This is a genomic window from Streptomyces sp. NPDC003023, assembly GCF_042888225.1.
GTDB lineage: Bacteria > Actinomycetota > Actinomycetes > Streptomycetales > Streptomycetaceae > Streptomyces.
Genome location: NZ_JBIAPL010000001.1, coordinates 1,665,357 through 1,681,246, shown reverse-complemented (window position 1 = coordinate 1,681,246; position 15,890 = coordinate 1,665,357). Strand labels below are relative to the sequence as shown.

General features: G+C 70.9%; 15 protein-coding genes. 6 read left to right on the top strand and 9 right to left on the bottom strand.

All coding sequences use genetic code 11. The annotated features are described in order from the left end of the window. Positions 1-26 precede the first annotated feature (26 nt). Positions 27-974, bottom strand: a complete 948-nt coding sequence (locus ACFYV1_RS07025; RefSeq protein ID WP_389394317.1) for a LysR family transcriptional regulator — start codon at positions 972-974, stop codon at positions 27-29. A 22-nt stretch (positions 975-996) separates the two neighbouring features. Between ACFYV1_RS07025 and ACFYV1_RS07020 the strand changes: the two genes are divergently transcribed. Next, positions 997-1,923: a serine hydrolase gene (locus ACFYV1_RS07020; RefSeq protein ID WP_389394316.1), complete on the top strand. Its 927-nt coding sequence runs from the start codon at positions 997-999 to the stop codon at positions 1,921-1,923. A gap of 56 nt (positions 1,924-1,979) precedes the next feature. Next, positions 1,980-3,011: an MBL fold metallo-hydrolase gene (locus ACFYV1_RS07015; protein ID WP_389394315.1), complete on the top strand. Its 1,032-nt coding sequence runs from the start codon at positions 1,980-1,982 to the stop codon at positions 3,009-3,011. Here ACFYV1_RS07015 and ACFYV1_RS07010 read toward each other — a convergent pair. The 3 genes from ACFYV1_RS07010 to ACFYV1_RS07000 are packed head-to-tail and all read right to left on the bottom strand — an operon-like array spanning position 3,001 to position 6,471. Continuing rightward, on the bottom strand, positions 3,001-3,747 hold the full coding sequence (locus ACFYV1_RS07010) for a succinate dehydrogenase/fumarate reductase iron-sulfur subunit (RefSeq protein WP_389394314.1): 747 nt from the start codon (positions 3,745-3,747) through the stop codon (positions 3,001-3,003). The genes ACFYV1_RS07015 and ACFYV1_RS07010 overlap by 11 nt on opposite strands. Continuing rightward, positions 3,744-5,762: a fumarate reductase/succinate dehydrogenase flavoprotein subunit gene (locus ACFYV1_RS07005; protein WP_389394313.1), complete on the bottom strand. Its 2,019-nt coding sequence runs from the start codon at positions 5,760-5,762 to the stop codon at positions 3,744-3,746. Before ACFYV1_RS07005 ends, ACFYV1_RS07010 begins: the two co-directional genes overlap by 4 nt. A 1-nt stretch (position 5,763) precedes the next feature. Then, positions 5,764-6,471 (bottom strand): succinate dehydrogenase, encoded by a 708-nt coding sequence (locus ACFYV1_RS07000; protein ID WP_389394312.1) that lies wholly within the window; start codon positions 6,469-6,471, stop codon positions 5,764-5,766. Between the two features lie 93 nt (positions 6,472-6,564). Here ACFYV1_RS07000 and ACFYV1_RS06995 point away from each other — a divergent pair, with 93 nt between their 5' ends. Beyond that, on the top strand, positions 6,565-7,503 hold the full coding sequence (locus ACFYV1_RS06995) for a LysR family transcriptional regulator (protein ID WP_389394311.1): 939 nt from the start codon (positions 6,565-6,567) through the stop codon (positions 7,501-7,503). A gap of 61 nt (positions 7,504-7,564) precedes the next feature. Here the strand turns inward: ACFYV1_RS06995 and ACFYV1_RS06990 are convergent, their stop codons facing one another. The 4 genes from ACFYV1_RS06990 to pip all read right to left on the bottom strand — a co-directional run bounded on the left by ACFYV1_RS06990 (position 7,565) and on the right by pip (position 12,931). Further along, positions 7,565-9,721 (bottom strand): putative bifunctional diguanylate cyclase/phosphodiesterase, encoded by a 2,157-nt coding sequence (locus ACFYV1_RS06990; protein WP_389394592.1) that lies wholly within the window; start codon positions 9,719-9,721, stop codon positions 7,565-7,567. A gap of 2 nt (positions 9,722-9,723) precedes the next feature. Further along, complete coding sequence (locus ACFYV1_RS06985) at positions 9,724-10,533, bottom strand: SAM-dependent methyltransferase (RefSeq protein WP_389394310.1); 810 nt, start codon at positions 10,531-10,533, stop codon at positions 9,724-9,726. 248 nt (positions 10,534-10,781) lie between these two features. After that, the gene (locus tag ACFYV1_RS06980; RefSeq protein ID WP_389394309.1) at positions 10,782-11,750 is read right to left on the bottom strand and encodes an SCO0930 family lipoprotein; all 969 of its coding nucleotides are present in this window, start codon (positions 11,748-11,750) and stop codon (positions 10,782-10,784) included. Positions 11,751-11,968: 218 nt separating this feature from the next. Then, positions 11,969-12,931 (bottom strand): prolyl aminopeptidase, encoded by a 963-nt coding sequence (gene pip, locus ACFYV1_RS06975; RefSeq protein ID WP_389394308.1) that lies wholly within the window; start codon positions 12,929-12,931, stop codon positions 11,969-11,971. Positions 12,932-12,988: 57 nt separating this feature from the next. On the opposite strand from pip, the gene ACFYV1_RS06970 reads away from it, so the two are divergent. Continuing rightward, positions 12,989-13,510 carry a MarR family winged helix-turn-helix transcriptional regulator gene (locus ACFYV1_RS06970; protein ID WP_389394307.1) on the top strand — a complete coding sequence of 174 codons (522 nt, stop codon included), beginning with the start codon at positions 12,989-12,991 and terminating at the stop codon, positions 13,508-13,510. 169 nt (positions 13,511-13,679) lie between these two features. Continuing rightward, a complete protein-coding gene (locus ACFYV1_RS06965) occupies positions 13,680-14,201 on the top strand; it encodes a hypothetical protein (protein ID WP_389394306.1) in 522 nt (173 codons plus the stop codon). A gap of 106 nt (positions 14,202-14,307) precedes the next feature. Here the strand turns inward: ACFYV1_RS06965 and ACFYV1_RS06960 are convergent, their stop codons facing one another. Continuing rightward, positions 14,308-14,922, bottom strand: coding sequence for a hypothetical protein (locus ACFYV1_RS06960; protein WP_389394305.1), 615 nt, complete (start codon positions 14,920-14,922; stop codon positions 14,308-14,310). A gap of 311 nt (positions 14,923-15,233) precedes the next feature. Between ACFYV1_RS06960 and ACFYV1_RS06955 the strand changes: the two genes are divergently transcribed. Continuing rightward, entirely contained in the window at positions 15,234-15,881 is a 648-nt protein-coding gene (locus tag ACFYV1_RS06955; RefSeq protein ID WP_389394304.1) for a class F sortase, read from the top strand. The last annotated feature ends 9 nt before the right edge of the window (positions 15,882-15,890 follow it).

Here is a 15,890-nt window from a genome sequence, read left to right as displayed (position 1 = left end):
CCTGCGGTGCGCGGTGACCGGGCCTGTCAGCCGAAGACCACCGACCAGGGACGCGGGCCCTGTTCCTCCGCGCTGCTCCGCAGCGCAGCAGTGTGGTCACGCGCCAGCACGTCCGCGGCGACGGCGGCGAACTCCCGGGCGGCCCCGTGCGACTGCTGCCGCGGCCAGGCCGCGCGGATCCTCATGGCCAGCGGTCGTCCTGCCAGCGGCCGCCAGGCGACCCTGGGTTCCTTGCGGGCGACCGGGCCCTGGTCGAAGGCGACCCCCTCGCCGGCGGTGACCAGGCCGATGAGGAACTCGGGGTTGCGGGCGTGCCGCACCCGCCCGGGAAGGAAGCCCTCGCTCCGGCAGATCTCCAGCGTCCTGTCGTACCAGCCTGGAGCAGAGGTCCGCGGGAAGAGTACGAGGTCGTGGCCCGCGAGGTCGGCCAGGGCCACCTGCGGCAGCCGGGCGAGGGGCGAGGTCCGTGGCAGCACCACACCCAGATCCACCCGGACTTCCGGCCCGAGCTCGAGCTCGGTGGCGTCGACCGGCTGGTGGACGAGACCGACGTCCAGACCTCCGGAGGCGAGCAGCCGGAGCTGCTCGTCCGTCGTCACCTCGTGAAGGTCGGCGCGCAGGCCGGCCGAGCGGCACTCGGCGAGCAGTGCGGCCAGGACCGCGGCGGACGTGTCCGGCTGCACTCCCGCCCGCAGTGTGCCGAGGTCGCCGTCACGGGCGCGCCGCACGAGGGCCCTGGTCCGGTCCTCGCGGGCCAGCAGGTCCCTCGCCTCGTCCAGGAGGACCGTCCCGGCGGGTGTCAGCTGCACCTGCCGTCGTGAGCGGTCGAAGAGTTCGGCGCCGAGGTCGTCCTCCAGCCGGCGGACGGCACGGCTGAGCGGCGGCTGGGCCATGCCCAGCCGTGCCGCGGCCCGCCCGAAGTTCAACTCGTCGGCCACGGCGACGAAGATACGCAGGTGACGCAAGAGATCCACGAAGAGACCCTAGGGGAAGCGGATGCCGATGACGGAGGCGCTGCGGACGGTGTTCACGGAAGCGGGAGCCGAGGGTGTGCTGCACGCGGTGGACATCGACGGCCCCCTGGAGAGCGGTTGCGGCATCGACGAGCCCGTGGTCCTGGCATCGGTGTTCAAGGTGCTGCTGGTGCTGGAGTTCGCCCGCCAGTCGGCCGCCGGGCAGCTCGACCCGCGTGAGCGGGTGCGCGTGACCGCGGAACGCCGGCTGGGCGGCTGGGGCACGGGCGGATGCCTCGACGACGTGGAGCTGTCGCTGCGCGACCTCGCCCACTTCACGATGGCGGTGAGCGACAACACCGCCGCCGACCTCCTGATGGAACGGGTGGGTCCGGACACGGTGGCGCTCCTGGCAGAGGAGCTGGGTCTGGCGAGCACCCGGATCGTGGGCGGCCCGCGGCAGTTGCTGGAGTCGATGCTCGCCGAGGTGGGGGCGCGCGACGAGCGGGAGTTCGCGACGGTGTTCCCGGCGCTGTCCCCGGCGCAGGTGAGGTCTCTGGGCGTCTACGACCCGGCACGTACGAACTCGAGCACACCGCGCGACATGACCCGCCTGCTCCGGTCGGTGTGGCGGGACGAGGCGGGTCCTTCGGAGGCGTGCGCGATGGTCCGGGACCTGATGGGGCGCCAGGTCTTCAGGCACCGGCTGGCCGCCGGGTTCGGCGAAGGGGTTCGCGTCGCCGCGAAGACGGGCACTCTGCCGGGGCTGCACAACGAGGTCGGAGCGGTCGAGTTCCCCGACGGCGGGCGGTACGCGGTCGCCGTCTTCGCCCGTACTCCCGACCTCGTCGCGAGCCATACGCAAACGGACGTGGCGATCGGTGCGGCGGCTCGGGCCGCGGTGGATCTTCTGCGCGGTCCGCTGCCCGGGCATGCCGTCCGAACAGGCGTGATGCCTTCGCCGGTATGAGTCGGCCCCCGCGCCGGTCTTGGACACGCGCGGGCCGCGCCTGATCTTCTCCGCCCATGAGCGAACACACGAACGGCCGGGGGAACGACGGCCGACGAGCTTTCGTACGGCGGACCCTGCTGCGGGGCGCGGCGGTGGGTGCGACGGTGCCGCTGCTGCCCGCTGCCGCGCAGGCGGCACACGCTGGGCAGGCGGGGCAGGCGGGGCAGGCGGGGCCACACGACGCGCTGCGTCCCGACACGGCCACCCTGCGGTGGCTCGGCACGTCCGGCTGGCGCATCGACTTCGGCGGGCGGACGGTCCTGTTCGACCCGTACATCACCCGCTTCCCGACAGGCCTGTTCGGGCCGAAGGGCAGCTTCGACCCGAACACCCGGCTCACCTGCGACCAGGATCTGGTGTCCCGTCACGCGGGCAGCCCCGAGGTGGTGCTGGTAAGCCACACCCACTGGGACCACATCAACGACGTGCCGCACATCGCTCGTTCCACGGGCGCCCGCGTCGTCGGCACGGAGACGACGTACCACGTGCTGCGTGCGCTGGGCGTGGACGCCGGACAGATCAGCGTGGTCAAGGGCGGTGAGGTCCTCGACTTCGACGGGTGCACGGTCGAGGTCGTCGCCGGCCGGCACAGCCGCAACGCGAAGTGGTCGTACTTCGCGCCGGGGACGCTGAACGCCCCGCCGCGCCGCGCTCCGCGGACGGTCTCCGACCTGCCGGAAGGCGACACGCTGGCCTTCCAGGTGCGGGTCCCGGACGGGCCTTCGATGTTCCTGATGGGCGCCAGCGACTTCGAGGAGCGCGCCGCGGACGGCCTGCGGCCCGACATCCTCATGGCCGCGACGCCCTCGAGCCGGGCGACGCACCGCTATCTGCCGCGGCTGCTGGAGGCGCTCGGTCGCCCCTCCACCGTCGTCCCCGTGCACTGGGACAACTTCGAGGAGCCGCTGAGCCGACCGCCGCGGCGTGATCCCGTGATGGACCTCGACGCGTTCGTCGCCGAGATCCGCCGCCTCTCCCCCGCGTCCCGGGTGGTGGTGCCGGACTACGAGACGGTCTACGGCGCCGATCTGCGGCCTACCGCCTGACCTTCCGGGTCGCCCGCAGCCACTCACGGTTCATGGCGGCGATGGAAGGCAACGGGATCCCCTTGGGACACGCGGTCGCGCACTCCCCGGTGAGGGTGCAGCCGCCGAAGCCCTCGTCGTCCATGGCCGCGACCATGTCGAGCACCCGCGTCTCACGCTCGGGCGACCCCTGGGGCAGCACGTTGAGGTGGTTCACCTTCGCCGAGGTGAAGAGCATCGCGGAGCCGTTGGGGCACGCGGCCACGCACGCTCCGCAGCCGATGCACTCGGCGTGCTCGAAGGCGGAGTCGGCGTCGGGCTTGGGCACGGGGGTGGCGTGCGCGTCGGGGGCGGAGCCGGTGGGGGCGCTGATGTAGCCGCCGGCCTGGATGATCCGGTCGAACGCGGAGCGGTCCACGACGAGGTCCCTGACGACCGGGAACGCGGCCGCCCGCCAGGGCTCGACGTCGATGGTGTCGCCGTCGCGGAAGGAGCGCATGTGGAGCTGGCAGGCGGTGGTGCGTTCCGGGCCGTGGGCGTCGCCGTTGATGACGAGCGAGCAGGCTCCGCAGATGCCCTCGCGGCAGTCGTGGTCGAAGGCCACCGGGTCCTCACCGCGCAGCAGGAGGTCCTCGTTGAGGGTGTCGAGCATCTCGAGGAACGACATGTCCGGGGAAACGCCGTCCACCTCGTAGGTGGCCATGGCGCCTTCGGCGCCGGCGTTCTTCTGGCGCCAGACGCGCAGGTTGAGCCTCATGCGTAGCTCCGCTGGGTGGGGTGGACGTACTCGAAGACGAGTTCTTCCTTGTGGAGTTCGGGGGCCTCGCCGGTGCCCCGGAACTCCCACGCCGCGGCGTAGGCGAACTGCTCGTCCCTGCGGGCCGCCTCGCCGTCCGGGGTCTGGAACTCCTCCCGGAAGTGCCCGCCGCAGGACTCGCCGCGGTGCAGGGCGTCGAGGCACATCAGCTCGGCAAGCTCCAGGTAGTCGACGACGCGGTTGGCCTTCTCCAGCGACTGGTTGAACTCCTCGCCGCTGCCCGGCACCTTGACACGGCGCCAGAACTCCTCACGGATCTGCGGGATCCGGTCGAGGGCCTTGCGCAGACCCGCGTCGGTGCGGGCCATGCCGCAGTGCTCCCACATCACTTCGCCGAGCTCCCGGTGGAAGGAGTCGGGCGTGCGGTCGCCGTCGACGGCCAGCAGCAGAGCGAGCCGCTCCTCGGTCTCGGCGACGACGTCGGTGACCGCCGGGTCCGTGGGGTCCACGGCCTCGAACGATCCGCGGGCGAGATAGTCGTTGATGGTGGACGGCAGTACGAAGTAGCCGTCGGCGAGCCCCTGCATGAGGGCGGAGGCACCGAGACGGTTCGCGCCGTGGTCGGAGAAGTTCGCCTCGCCGATGGCGAAGAGGCCGGGGACCGTGGTCTGCAGGTCGTAGTCGACCCAGAGCCCGCCCATCGTGTAGTGCACGGCGGGGTAGATCCGCATCGGTACTTCGTACGGGTTCTCCGCGGTGATCCGCTCGTACATGTCGAAGAGGTTGCCGTACTTCTCCGCGACCCCGTCCCGGCCCATCCTGGCGACGGCGTCGGCGAAGTCGAGGTAGACGCCCTCCCGTCGTCCACCACCGCCCGCGACGGAGGAGCCCGCGGCTCCGTCCCTGTGGCCCTGCCCGCCGGGTCCGACGCCGCGGCCCTCGTCGCACACGCTCTTGGCGGCGCGTGAGGCGATGTCACGGGGGACGAGATTGCCGAACGAGGGGTAGATCCGCTCGAGGTAGTAGTCGCGCTCGTCCTCCGGGATCCGGTTCGGCGGGCGGTCGTCGCCCTTGGCCTTCGGCACCCAGATGCGGCCGTCGTTGCGCAGGGACTCGCTCATCAGCGTCAGCTTGGACTGGTGGTCGCCGGTGCGCGGGATGCAGGTGGGATGGATCTGGGTGAAACAGGGGTTGGCGAAGTACGCGCCGCGCCGGTGGGCCCGCCAGATCGCGGTGGCGTTGGAGTTCATCGCGTTCGTCGACAGGTAGAAGACATTGCCGTAGCCGCCCGACGCGAGGACGACCGCGTCGGCGGTGTACGTGGACACCTCGCCGGTGATCAGGTCGCGGGCGACGATGCCGCGGGCCCGTCCGTCGACCACGATCAGGTCGAGCATCTCGGTGCGGGCGTGCAGGGTGACGTTCTTGGCCGCGATCTGCCGGGACAGTGCCTGGTAGGCGCCGAGGAGGAGTTGCTGGCCCGTCTGGCCGCGGGCGTAGAACGTGCGGGAGACCTGCACGCCACCGAAGGAGCGGGTGTCGAGCAGTCCGCCGTACTCGCGGGCGAACGGGACGCCCTGGGCGACGCACTGGTCGATGATCTCGACCGAGATCTGGGCGAGTCGGTGCACGTTGGACTCACGGGCGCGGAAGTCGCCGCCCTTGACGGTGTCGTAGAAGAGGCGGTGCACGGAGTCGCCGTCGTTGCGGTAGTTCTTGGCGGCGTTGATGCCGCCCTGGGCCGCGATGGAGTGGGCGCGGCGCGGGGAGTCCTGGTAGCAGAACTGCTCGACGTGGTAACCCTGTTCCGCGAGTGTGGCGCCGGCCGCCCCGCCCGCGAGGCCCGTTCCCACGACGATCACGGTGTGCTTGCGCCGGTTGGCCGGGTTGACCAGTTTCGCCTGGAAGCGACGGGTGTCCCAGCGTTCGGCGACCGGGCCGGCGGGGGCCTTGGTGTCGGCGATCGGGGCGCCGACCGCGTAGTCGGCGTAGTCGGGGTGGTCGGGGTATGACATGTCAGCTCACCACTTCGGTCATGACGGCGACGGGTACGGAGACGAAGCCGGCGGTCAGCACGAGCGCCAGGCCGTCCGCGGCCGCCCTGAGGGCGCGGTCGCGGGCTGCGCTGCCGGCGCCGAGGGTCTGGGCGGCGCTCCAGAATCCGTGCCGGATGTGGAGCCCCACGGCCAGCATGGCGACGATGTAGATCACGTTGCCGTACCAGGTCGAGAAGGTGTCCACGACGTTCTGGTACGGGCGGCCCTCCTCGAAGCCGCCCGGGTGGACGGTGCCGGTCGTCAGGTCGAGGACGTGCCACACGATGAAGAGCGCGAGGATGACACCGCCCCAGCGCATGGTGCGGGTCGCGTAGCTCGCGCGGGGCCGCTTGTGCACATAGGCCTGCGGGCGGGCCCTGATGTCGCGCCGGCTGAGCTGGTACGCGCTGACCGCGTGCCCGACCACGGCGGCGAGCAGCACGACGCGGACGATCCACAGCGCCCAGGAGTGGTGGAGGACCGGGGCGCCCATGGTGCGCAGCCAGTGGCCGTAGGCGTTGAACTCGTCCGGCCCGAAGAAGATCTTGAGGTTGCCCACGACATGGGCCACGAGGTAGCCGAGCATGATCAGACCGCTGACGGCCATGACCGTCTTCTTGCCGACGGTCGATCGCCAGAAGGTGCGCGTCCTGGACGGCTGTCGTTCCGTCCGCGTTGCCAGAGCCATGCCGTCGACGCTAGGGGCGACGACACTCAGAGGTCCAAGACATGATCCGGCTCATCTCGATAGGGCCGGCCTATCGAACCGTAGAGTGGCGTCATGCAGCTGCAGCAGCTCCGCTACTTCACCGCGGTCGCCGAGACCTTGCACTTCACCCGTGCCGCCGAGCTCGTCCATGTCTCCCAGCCCTCGCTCTCGCAGCAGATCCGGGCGCTGGAGCAGGAACTCGGGGCCGACCTCTTCCGCCGGGCCAGGGGCAACATCGCCCTCACCGACGCCGGGGAGGCACTCCTCCCCCTGGCCCGCCGGATCCTCGCCGACACCGAGACGGCCCGCCACGAGGTCCAGGAGGTGGCCCAGTTGCGCCGCGGGCGGGTCCGCCTCGGCGCCACGCCGAGTCTGTGCACCGGACTGCTGCCACAGGTGCTGCGCACCTTCCACGATCTGCATCCGGGCATCGAGATCCTCATCGAGGAGTCCGGCTCGCACGACCTGGTGCGGGAGCTGGCGCGCGGCGGTCTCGACCTGGCGCTCGTGGTACTCCCGCTGCCGTCCTCCTCGCCCGCGCTCAGCACGGTCGAACTGCTGCGGGAGGACCTGGTGGTGATCTCCTCCCACGCCGCGCCCGCCCCGCCGGCGCCGCTGCGGATCGCCGATCTGGCGGCTGAGCCGCTGGTGATGTTCCGGCACGGCTACGACCTGCGCGAGCTGACGGTCGCCGCCTGCCGGGCCGAGGGTTTCGAACCGTCGTTCACGGTGGAGGGCGGCGAGATGGACGCGGTACTCGGATTCGTACGGGCAGGTCTCGGGATCGCCGTCGTCCCCGCCATGGTGGCGGAGGGAGCGGGCAGGGACCTGAGAGTGTCACCGCTCGCGGGCCCGGGCCTGCACCGCACCATCGGCCTGGCACACCGCAGCGATGTCGCACCGCCGCGGGCCGCCCGCGAGCTCCAGCGGGTGCTGCTGGACTCGCACGGCCCCGGCCGGTCGCACCACGATCCGTCCGGGCCGCGGTCGTGGAGGCGACCGGCACGGTGACCGGCACGGTGACCGGGCCGACGGCCACCGTGCCCCGGACGGCGGGACGACCGCCACCCGTTCAGACCGCGTCGGCCAGCACCAGTGTCTGGATCCGGTCCGGGGCGCCGGGCCTGGCGTAGTACCAGCCCTGAGCCGTGTCGCAACCGAGCTCGCGCAACTGCTCCGCCTGCGCTCCGGTCTCCACGCCCTCCACCGTGACGGCCAGCTCCAGACTGTGCGCCAGCGACACGATCCCCTCGACGATCTTTAGGTCGACCGGGTCGGCGGGGTGCCGCTGCATGCCCTGCGTGAAGGAACGATCCAGCTTGAGCACGCTCACCGGCAGCCTGCGCAGATTGGCCAGGTTGGAGTACCCGGTGCCGAAGTCGTCGAGCGCGATGTCGACGCCCATCTCGGCGAGCTGCCGCAGCGGCTTGAGCCGGTCCTCGTCGGCGCCGATCAGTGCCGATTCGGTGACCTCCAGGCAGAGCGCGCCCGGATCCAGGCCCGACCGCTCGAGCACGTCGACGGTGTCGGCCACGAGCCCCGGATGCTGGAGCTGTGCGGGCGAGAGGTTGACGTTGATCCGCAGCGGGCCGCCGTCGGTGTGCCGCTTGCTCCAGAAGCGGGCCTGGCGTACCGCCTCCTCGAGAACCCAGCGGCCCAGGGGCACTATCAGCCCGGTGTGCTCCGCGAGCGGTATGAACCGGTCGGGGCCGAGCACCCCGTGCTGCGGGTGGCACCATCGCACCAGCGCCTCCGCGCCGTGCACGGTGCCGTCGCCGAGGTGGACCAGCGGCTGGTACTCGATGAAGAACTCGCCGCGTTCCAGGGCGGCCGGCAGCGCGTTGGTCAGTCCGTGCCGGGTGATGGCACGGGCGTCCGCCTCCGGGTCGGCGAGCTCGAAGCGGTTACCGCCGGCGGACTTGGCCCGGTACATGGTGATGTCGGCGCTGCGCAGCACCTCCGCGCTGGTCCGCTCCCCCGCGGGCCCTTCGACGATGCCGATGCTGCCCCGGACCGTGAACTCCCGTCCGTCGACGCGGATCGGGGCTGCCAGGGCGTTCAGGATGCGCGCGGCGAGCTCGTCGACCTCGTGCTGGGTGTCGGGTCCCGTGGTCAGGGCGACGAACTCGTCGCCGCCGAGCCGTGCGACCATCTCGCCCGGCGCGGTGGCGCAGCTCTGCAGCCGGTCGGCGACCTCCACCAGCAGCCGGTCACCCGTGGCGTGGCCCAGGCTGTCGTTGATGGTCTTGAATCCGTCGAGGTCCAGGTAGCACAGCCCGAAGCGGGCGCCGCCCGACGCGCCGACGGCCTTCTCCAGACGTTCGAAGAACAGGGTGCGGTTGGGCAGGCCGGTCAGTGCGTCGTGCGTGGCCTCGTACCGCAGCCGCAGGTTGAGCAGCCGGCGCTCCGTGGTGTCCTCGAGCAGCGCCAGCTGGTACTGCGGCTCGCCTTCCGCGTCGCGCAGCAGGGAGACGGTCAGATTGGTCCACAGGACGGTGCCGTCGTTCCGGTAGAACGGCTTCTCGGTCCGGTAGTGCTCGCGTTCCCCCTTCACGAGCTCCCGGTACATCTCCCAGACGTGCGGCCGGTCCTCCGGGTGCGCCCAGTCGGTGACCTTGCGGCCGTGGACGTGGTTCTCGAGGCCGCCGAACATCTGGGTCAGCGTGTCGTTGACCTCGAGCACGTTGCCCTCGAGGTCGGCGATCACGATGCCGATCACCGCCCCTTCGAACACCGCGCGGAAGCGGGCCTCCGTGGCGTGCATGGCGTGCAGCGCCTCACTGCGGGCCAGCAGTGACGAGCGCGCGATGGACTCCTGTTCGGCCAGCGTGCGTTCACGCAGCGCCTGGGCGAAACCGGCGGCGAACGCGTGCTGCAGACGGGCGCAGCGTGCCCTGCTCTCCTCGGCGCTCTGCTCCGGGTCCCCGCAGTACAGCACGAGGTAGGCGTCGACGACGCCGAGCGAGCGGCTGAGGGCGTCCGGGTCGGTGCAGTGCACCCCGACCAGTGCGGCCCCCACTCGATGCGCGGCCTGGGCCGTGAACGGCCGCGCGTGGAGGGCACTGCTCAATTCCCTTGCGAGCGGCAGCAGATGCTGTTCGAACTCGGGCCTGGTCAGCGACGTGGCCGTGGCGGGGAAGATGGCCCGGCTCCAGATCGTCGCGAACCGCCTGAGCCGGTCCTCCAGCACATCCGGGCCCTCCTCGGGACCGGCCGCCTCCGACGTCATCCTCACGCTTTGCGCCCCACTCCGGCGAAACCGGAGAAGGCGAAGGGATCCTCCTGGTCGACCGGCCCGTCCGGCCGCCAGTTCGGCATGGAGACCAGCCCGGGTTCGACCATCGTGAACCCGTCGAAGAATCTCGCGATCTCCTGGCGGGTGCGCATCACCAGCGGGTTCCGGATGTCCCGGTACACCCCGACCGCTCCGGCCGCCTGTTCGGCAGGGAGCGGCACGCCTTCGTAGGAGGCGTGGGTGACCAGGAGCAGGCTGCCCGGGGCCAGTGCGTCGCGCAGTTCCGCCACGGCCGCCCAGGGGTCGTCCTCGTCCTCGAGGAAGTGCAGTACGGCCACGAGGAGCAGCGCGACCGGCCGCTCGAGATCGAGCAGGCCGGCCTCGGGGGTGTCGAGGATCTGCCGTGGTTTGCGGAGATCGGCGGTGACGACGCCCGCCTGTTCGTCGCCGTCGAGGAGGACCCGGCTGTGCGCGACCGCCACCGGGTCGTGGTCCACATAGAGGACGCGGGCCTCGGGGCTGGCCCTGCGGGCGACCTCGTGGACGTTGCCGAAGGTGGGAATGCCGGAGCCGATGTCGAGGAACTGCGTGACGCCCTCGTCCACCGCGTAATTGACCGCTCGGCGCATGAACGCGCGGTTCGCCTGCATGATCTTGGGAAGTCCCGGAATGAACTCCATGGCCTTGCGGGCGGCAGCCCTGTCGACCTCGAAATTGTGCGAGCCGCCCAAGTAGAAGTCGTAAATGCGGGACACGCTCGGCACCGATATGTCGATGCCCTGCGGGGCCCAGGCGGGACGCTCCATCGATGTCTCCAACAAGTCGCCACGGGGGAGTGCGGCCATGTCCACGGCCAGCGTTCGAGCCGAGGCTACTGATCGCCCGCCAAGAGGGCGACCCCAAACGGAAATTAGCGGTCCGTTCTTGGTCACACCTGCTCGTCACTGGCCCTCGGCACACACCCCTGTCACACCCGCCCCGCACATGCGCCGGGCCCGCCGTCACGCGGAGGGGCGTGAGGCGGGCCGACGCGGCCGGAGGCGCGGCGTGGGGGCTACTTGGGCGCCCCGACCGGCTTTCCCTCGGGCGAGACGGCGTACCAGGTGCCCCCGACGCCCTGCCCGTTGGTGTCACCGGGCTTCTTGTCTCCCTTGAAGGTGTAGATGGGCCAGCAGTCGATGGTCTGCTGCACGATCCCGTCCGGGCGGTCGAAGGTGACGAAGCCCTTCTTGAGGATGCCGACGGTGTCGTTCTTCTCGACCGGCTCCACGACCGGCCACTTCTCCAGACACGCGCCGGTGCAGGCGGTCTTCATGGGCCAGGCGCTGTCCTTCATGAACCGGTAGACGGTCATGCCGTTCTTGTCGACGACGACCTCGCCGAGCTTCGGGTCCTTGCGTACGGAAAGACCCGCGAGGTCGGCGGGCTCGGCGTCGGCCTCGCCGCCCGCCTCCTCGCCGGTGCCGGGAGCGGCCTTCTTGCCGTCGGGGGCGGCCGCGTACCAAACACCTCCGACACCCTGGCCGTTGACGTCGCCGGCCTTGGTGTCCTTGGCGTAGCGGTACATCGGCCAGCCGTCGATGGTGAGCTGCTTGGTGCCGTCCGCCCTGGTGACCTCGCCGATCAGGGAGGGGTCGACACCCGGGGCGGCGGACGCGCCGCCGGCGGCCACGACGGGCCACTTCTTCGCGCAGTCGCCTTCGCAATTCGACTTCGGCGGGTTGGCGGTGTCCTTGTCGAACCGGTAGAGGGTGAGCCCCTTGCTGTCGGCGACGACCTTGCCCAGTTCCTCGCTCTCCCAGACCGCGAGCTGCCCGGCCGGCTCGGCGACGGCGGCCTCGCCGTCGGCGGCGGAGCCGTAGCCCGCGTCCGCGCCGTAACCGTTGCCGGGCTGCGCGGGGTTGGCCGCGCCGACCGCCTGACCGTTGGGGGTCTCGGTGCCGTTCTCCTGACCGCACGCCGTCGTCAGCGCGAGTACGGCCGCCGCAGTCACCGCGAGCGAGGCGTTCCGCCAGGTGTTCATGTGCACTCCCGTAGTTCATCCAACCGGTTCCGGCACCCTGGAGCGCCGTTTCATGGCCCTAGGTACGGGCGGGAGGGCGGCGCGTGTTCAACGTCGTCGGAAAAATCTTCCGCGCACGAACGCGAATGGTTGAAATCCCGTTGCCAACAGGTGAATTCCCCCCAAGTGGAGCACCTGCGGAATTGGCTGAATCTCAACTACCCCATCAGTCGCAGCAGTCACTCCGTGTACCGGAATCGTTCCAGAGCGCCGATAACCCGGGTGCGCATCGCGTCGCTTCCCTTGTGCCCCGCGTCGTCCACCACGACCAGTTCCGCGTCGCTCCAGCGGCGGCCGAGTTCCCACGCCGTGTCGAGCGGCGAACTGAGATCGAGGCGGCCGTGGAAGAGCACACCGGCAATTCCTTTCAGACGGTCCGCGTCCCGCAGCAGGGCGCCCTCCTCCAGCCATGCCCCGTGGGCGAAGTAGTGGGCCGCGGTCCGCACCAGGGCGATCCGCGCGTTTGACGGCCGGCCGCTGTACGGATCCGGGCCGCCGTTCGGCTCCAGGGACAGCACGGCGTCCTCCCAACGGCACCAGTCGTCGGCCGCCTTGTCCCGCACTGCCCTGTCGGCACTCTCCATCAGCCGCGCGTACGCGGCCACCAGGTCACCGTCCCGCTCGGCCTCGGGCACACCGGCCCGGAAGCGGTCCCACTGCTCGGGGAAGAAGCGGCCGACACCCTGGTAGAGCCAGTCGATCTCGCGTCGCCGGGTCGTCGTGACTCCGTTGACGACGATCTCGGACACGCGTTCCGGATGGCGCTCCGCGTAGGCCAGCAGCAGCGTGGAGCCCCAGGACCCGCCGTACAGCAGCCACCGTTCGATCCCGAGGTGCTCGCGCAGCCGCTCCATGTCGGCGAGCAGATGGCCCGTGGTGTTGTGCCGCATGGTGGTGGCCGGGTCGGCCGCGTGCGGGGTGCTCCGTCCGCAGCCGCGCTGGTCGAACAGCACCACCCGGTAGGCCCGCGGGTCGAAGTACCGGCGCATACGCGGATTGCAGCCGGTCCCCGGCCCGCCGTGCACGACGAGTGCGGGCTTGCCCTGCGGATTTCCGCACACCTCCCAGTGGACGAGATTCCCGTCGCCCACGTCGAGCTTCCCCTGCGCGTACGGCTCGATCGGCGGATACAGACCTGTCATGGCCGGCGCCCCCTTCCCTGCTCGAAGAAATTACAACAGCGCTGTTACATTATCCGGATGAACCCACCGGACCAAACCCCCGCCACCGACGCCCCCGCCCCCGGGCCCGAACTGCTCGGCACCCGGCTGCGTCTGCTGCTGGACCTCCTCGACGCCGGCGTCGCGGCCGTCCACGACGAGCTGGGCCTCGACGGCATGCGCCCCCGCTACGTCCCGGCACTGCGCGCTCTGGCCGCTCACGGGCCGAGTTCCGTCCAGGCACTCGCCGCGGCCACCGGCGTGACGCACTCGGCCGCGAGCCAGACCGTCGCGAAGCTGGCCGGAGAGGGACTCGTCTCCGTGGCACCCGGCAGCGACGGGCGCCGGCGCATCGCCTCCCTCACGCCGAAGGCCGAGGCCCTGATGCCCACACTGGACGCCGAGTGGCGGGCAACCGCCGCGGCGGCGGCCGCCTTCGAGGCCGAGCTCGCGTTCCCGCTGAGCGAGCTCGTCGGAGAGGCCCTGGAGGCCCTCGGGCGGCGGCCCATGCGTGATCGCATCGCGGACGCGGCACCCGATCTCCTCCAGAACCGCAACTGAAACACCGACCCACCGGTCGTTTCACCTGGCCGCATCGCCAGAATGACCCGTTTGCCCTACACCGATCGCGGGGCACGGACACCGCTTTTAGCGTTTCGGTGATCGAGGTGCACTTTCCGACCCCCGCGGAAAACGTTCCGCGACTGCTCCTCGGGACCGGAGGACCACCATGCGCGCGATACGTGCCGCATCGGCCGCTCTGCTCGGAGCGGCCGCGCTCGCCCTGACGGCCCCCACAGCAGCGGCCGTCAACAACACTCCGTACGACTTCAACGTCACGCCCTCGACCGTCGCGGCGGGCGGCCGCGTCACCCTGACCGCGGGCGGCTGCCCCAGCTCCACCACCGTCACCTCCGGCGTCTTCGACACCGTGTCCATCCCCCGCAACGGCGCGGCGACAGCCGTCGTCGACTGGGACGCCAAGCCGGGCGCCGTGTACACGGTTCAGTTCAACTGCGTCGGGCGGATCGGAACCCTCGACCTCACCGTTTCCGGCGGCAGTTCCAGCCCCACCGCCAGCTCCACCAGGAGTTCCGCCACAGCACCGCCCCAGGGCGTGCGCGGCGGCGTGGGCGGCAGCTTCGAAGGCATGAACACCGCGGAGATCGCCGCGGGTGGCGCTCTCGTCGTGGCCGCCGCCACCGCGACCGTGCTCGTCGTGCGCAGGCGGACCACTGACCGCCGGCACTGACACCTCCGCATACGAACGCCGAACGCCGTAACCGCGCGTCGCCCCGAGTCCTGGCCAGGACTCGGGGCGACGCGCGGTTACGGCCGTACCGGGAGGTTCAACCGGTTCAGGCCGGACCGCCGACCGAGCGACGGCGGCGGGCGATGAACAGACTGCCGCCGACGGCCGCCGTGGCGACCAGACCCGCGCCGATCGCCATCTCGGCGTCGGTCGGGCCGATCGATCCGCCGAGACCGCCCTGCGCGGCCCGGCCGGGCAGGACCCGGAACGACGCGGTGGCGGTCTGCGGGTTGTCGTTGCACTTGACGGTCAGGCTGTAGTTGCCGGGGGTCGCGTTGTTGCGGACCCTGGCCGTGGCGACCGACTCGCCGCCCCGGCCGGCGTTGTCTCCCCTGTCACCCCGGTCGCCCCGGTCACCCTGATTACCTTGGTCACCCCGGTCGCCCCGGTCACCGCCGGCGGCGGCACGGTCGTCCCGGTCACCCCTGGAATCCTTGTCACGACTGGAGAGCGTGGCGTCCGGGAACGCGTTGGAACTGACCACACCACCACGGTGGCAGCCGTCCACGGTGATGGTCAGGATGCCGCCCTGATGGACCGAGGACGGGCTGACCTGTACGTTCCGCGGCCCGTTGCCGCCACCGGCGGCGGCCATGGGAGCGCAGAGTCCGACGGCCGCGAAAGCGGTCACCGTCGCGGCGAGAGCGCGTGAGGCACGCATCGTTGAACCTCCAGAAGGAAAACGCCCCAAAGCCGTGCTCCGGGAAAATCGACGAGTACGTCTTCCATGACGAACAATCACCGGATGGTCCTTTCAACGCATTTCGGGCTTGGTCCACCCCGGTGAGACGACACGCCGACGACGGACGTCCCAATCTGACGGAGCCGCAGGTCACGGTCCGTCAGAAACTTTTCCGGTGCGAATACTCGGATGGTCCATCACGAGTGGCACCGTCCACCCGTTCGCCCCTTCCCCCTCGCCGGGGCCCGGTGCCCCGCTTAGCGTGCCCACAAGCGCGCGAAGGGAGAACCATGGGCCAGGACAAGTACGGCTGGGAGTCGAGGAGGCGCTCGCCCTGGGGCGTACTGGCTCTCGTGATGCTCACCGGCATCGCTCTGGTGAAGAACGGTGTGGACGTGGGTCTGGGACCGCCTCAGCCCGCGGCCGCCGCGTCGCACGAGAGGGCAGGAGAGACGTTCCTCCCCGTACCGCTCGAGCCTCTGCCCTACGCCGCGGCGGAGCGGGTGCGCATCCCCGCGATCAAGGTGGACGCGCCGATCGTGAACGTCGGCCTGGACCAGGACGGCTGGGTCGCGGCCCCGGCACCGCAGGATCCCAACCTCGCGGGCTGGTACCAGAACGGCATCTCCCCCGGAGAGCGGGGCACCGCGGTCATCGTGGGGCACGTGGACAACCAGGCCGGCCCCGCCGTCTTCTACGGTCTCGGCTCCGTGAAGACCGGCCAGCGCGTCGAGGTGCCCCGCTTCGACGGCCGCGTGGCCGTCTTCGAGGTGTACGGAGTCGAGGTCTTCGACAAGAACGCCTTCCCCGGCGTGCGGGTGTACGCCGACACCGGGCAGCCGGAACTGCGGGTGATCACCTGCGGCGGCGGCTACTCGAAGGCGGGCGGGTACGACGGCAACGTCGTCGTCTTCGCCCGGATGGTCAAGGTCGTCTGAGGACGGGGC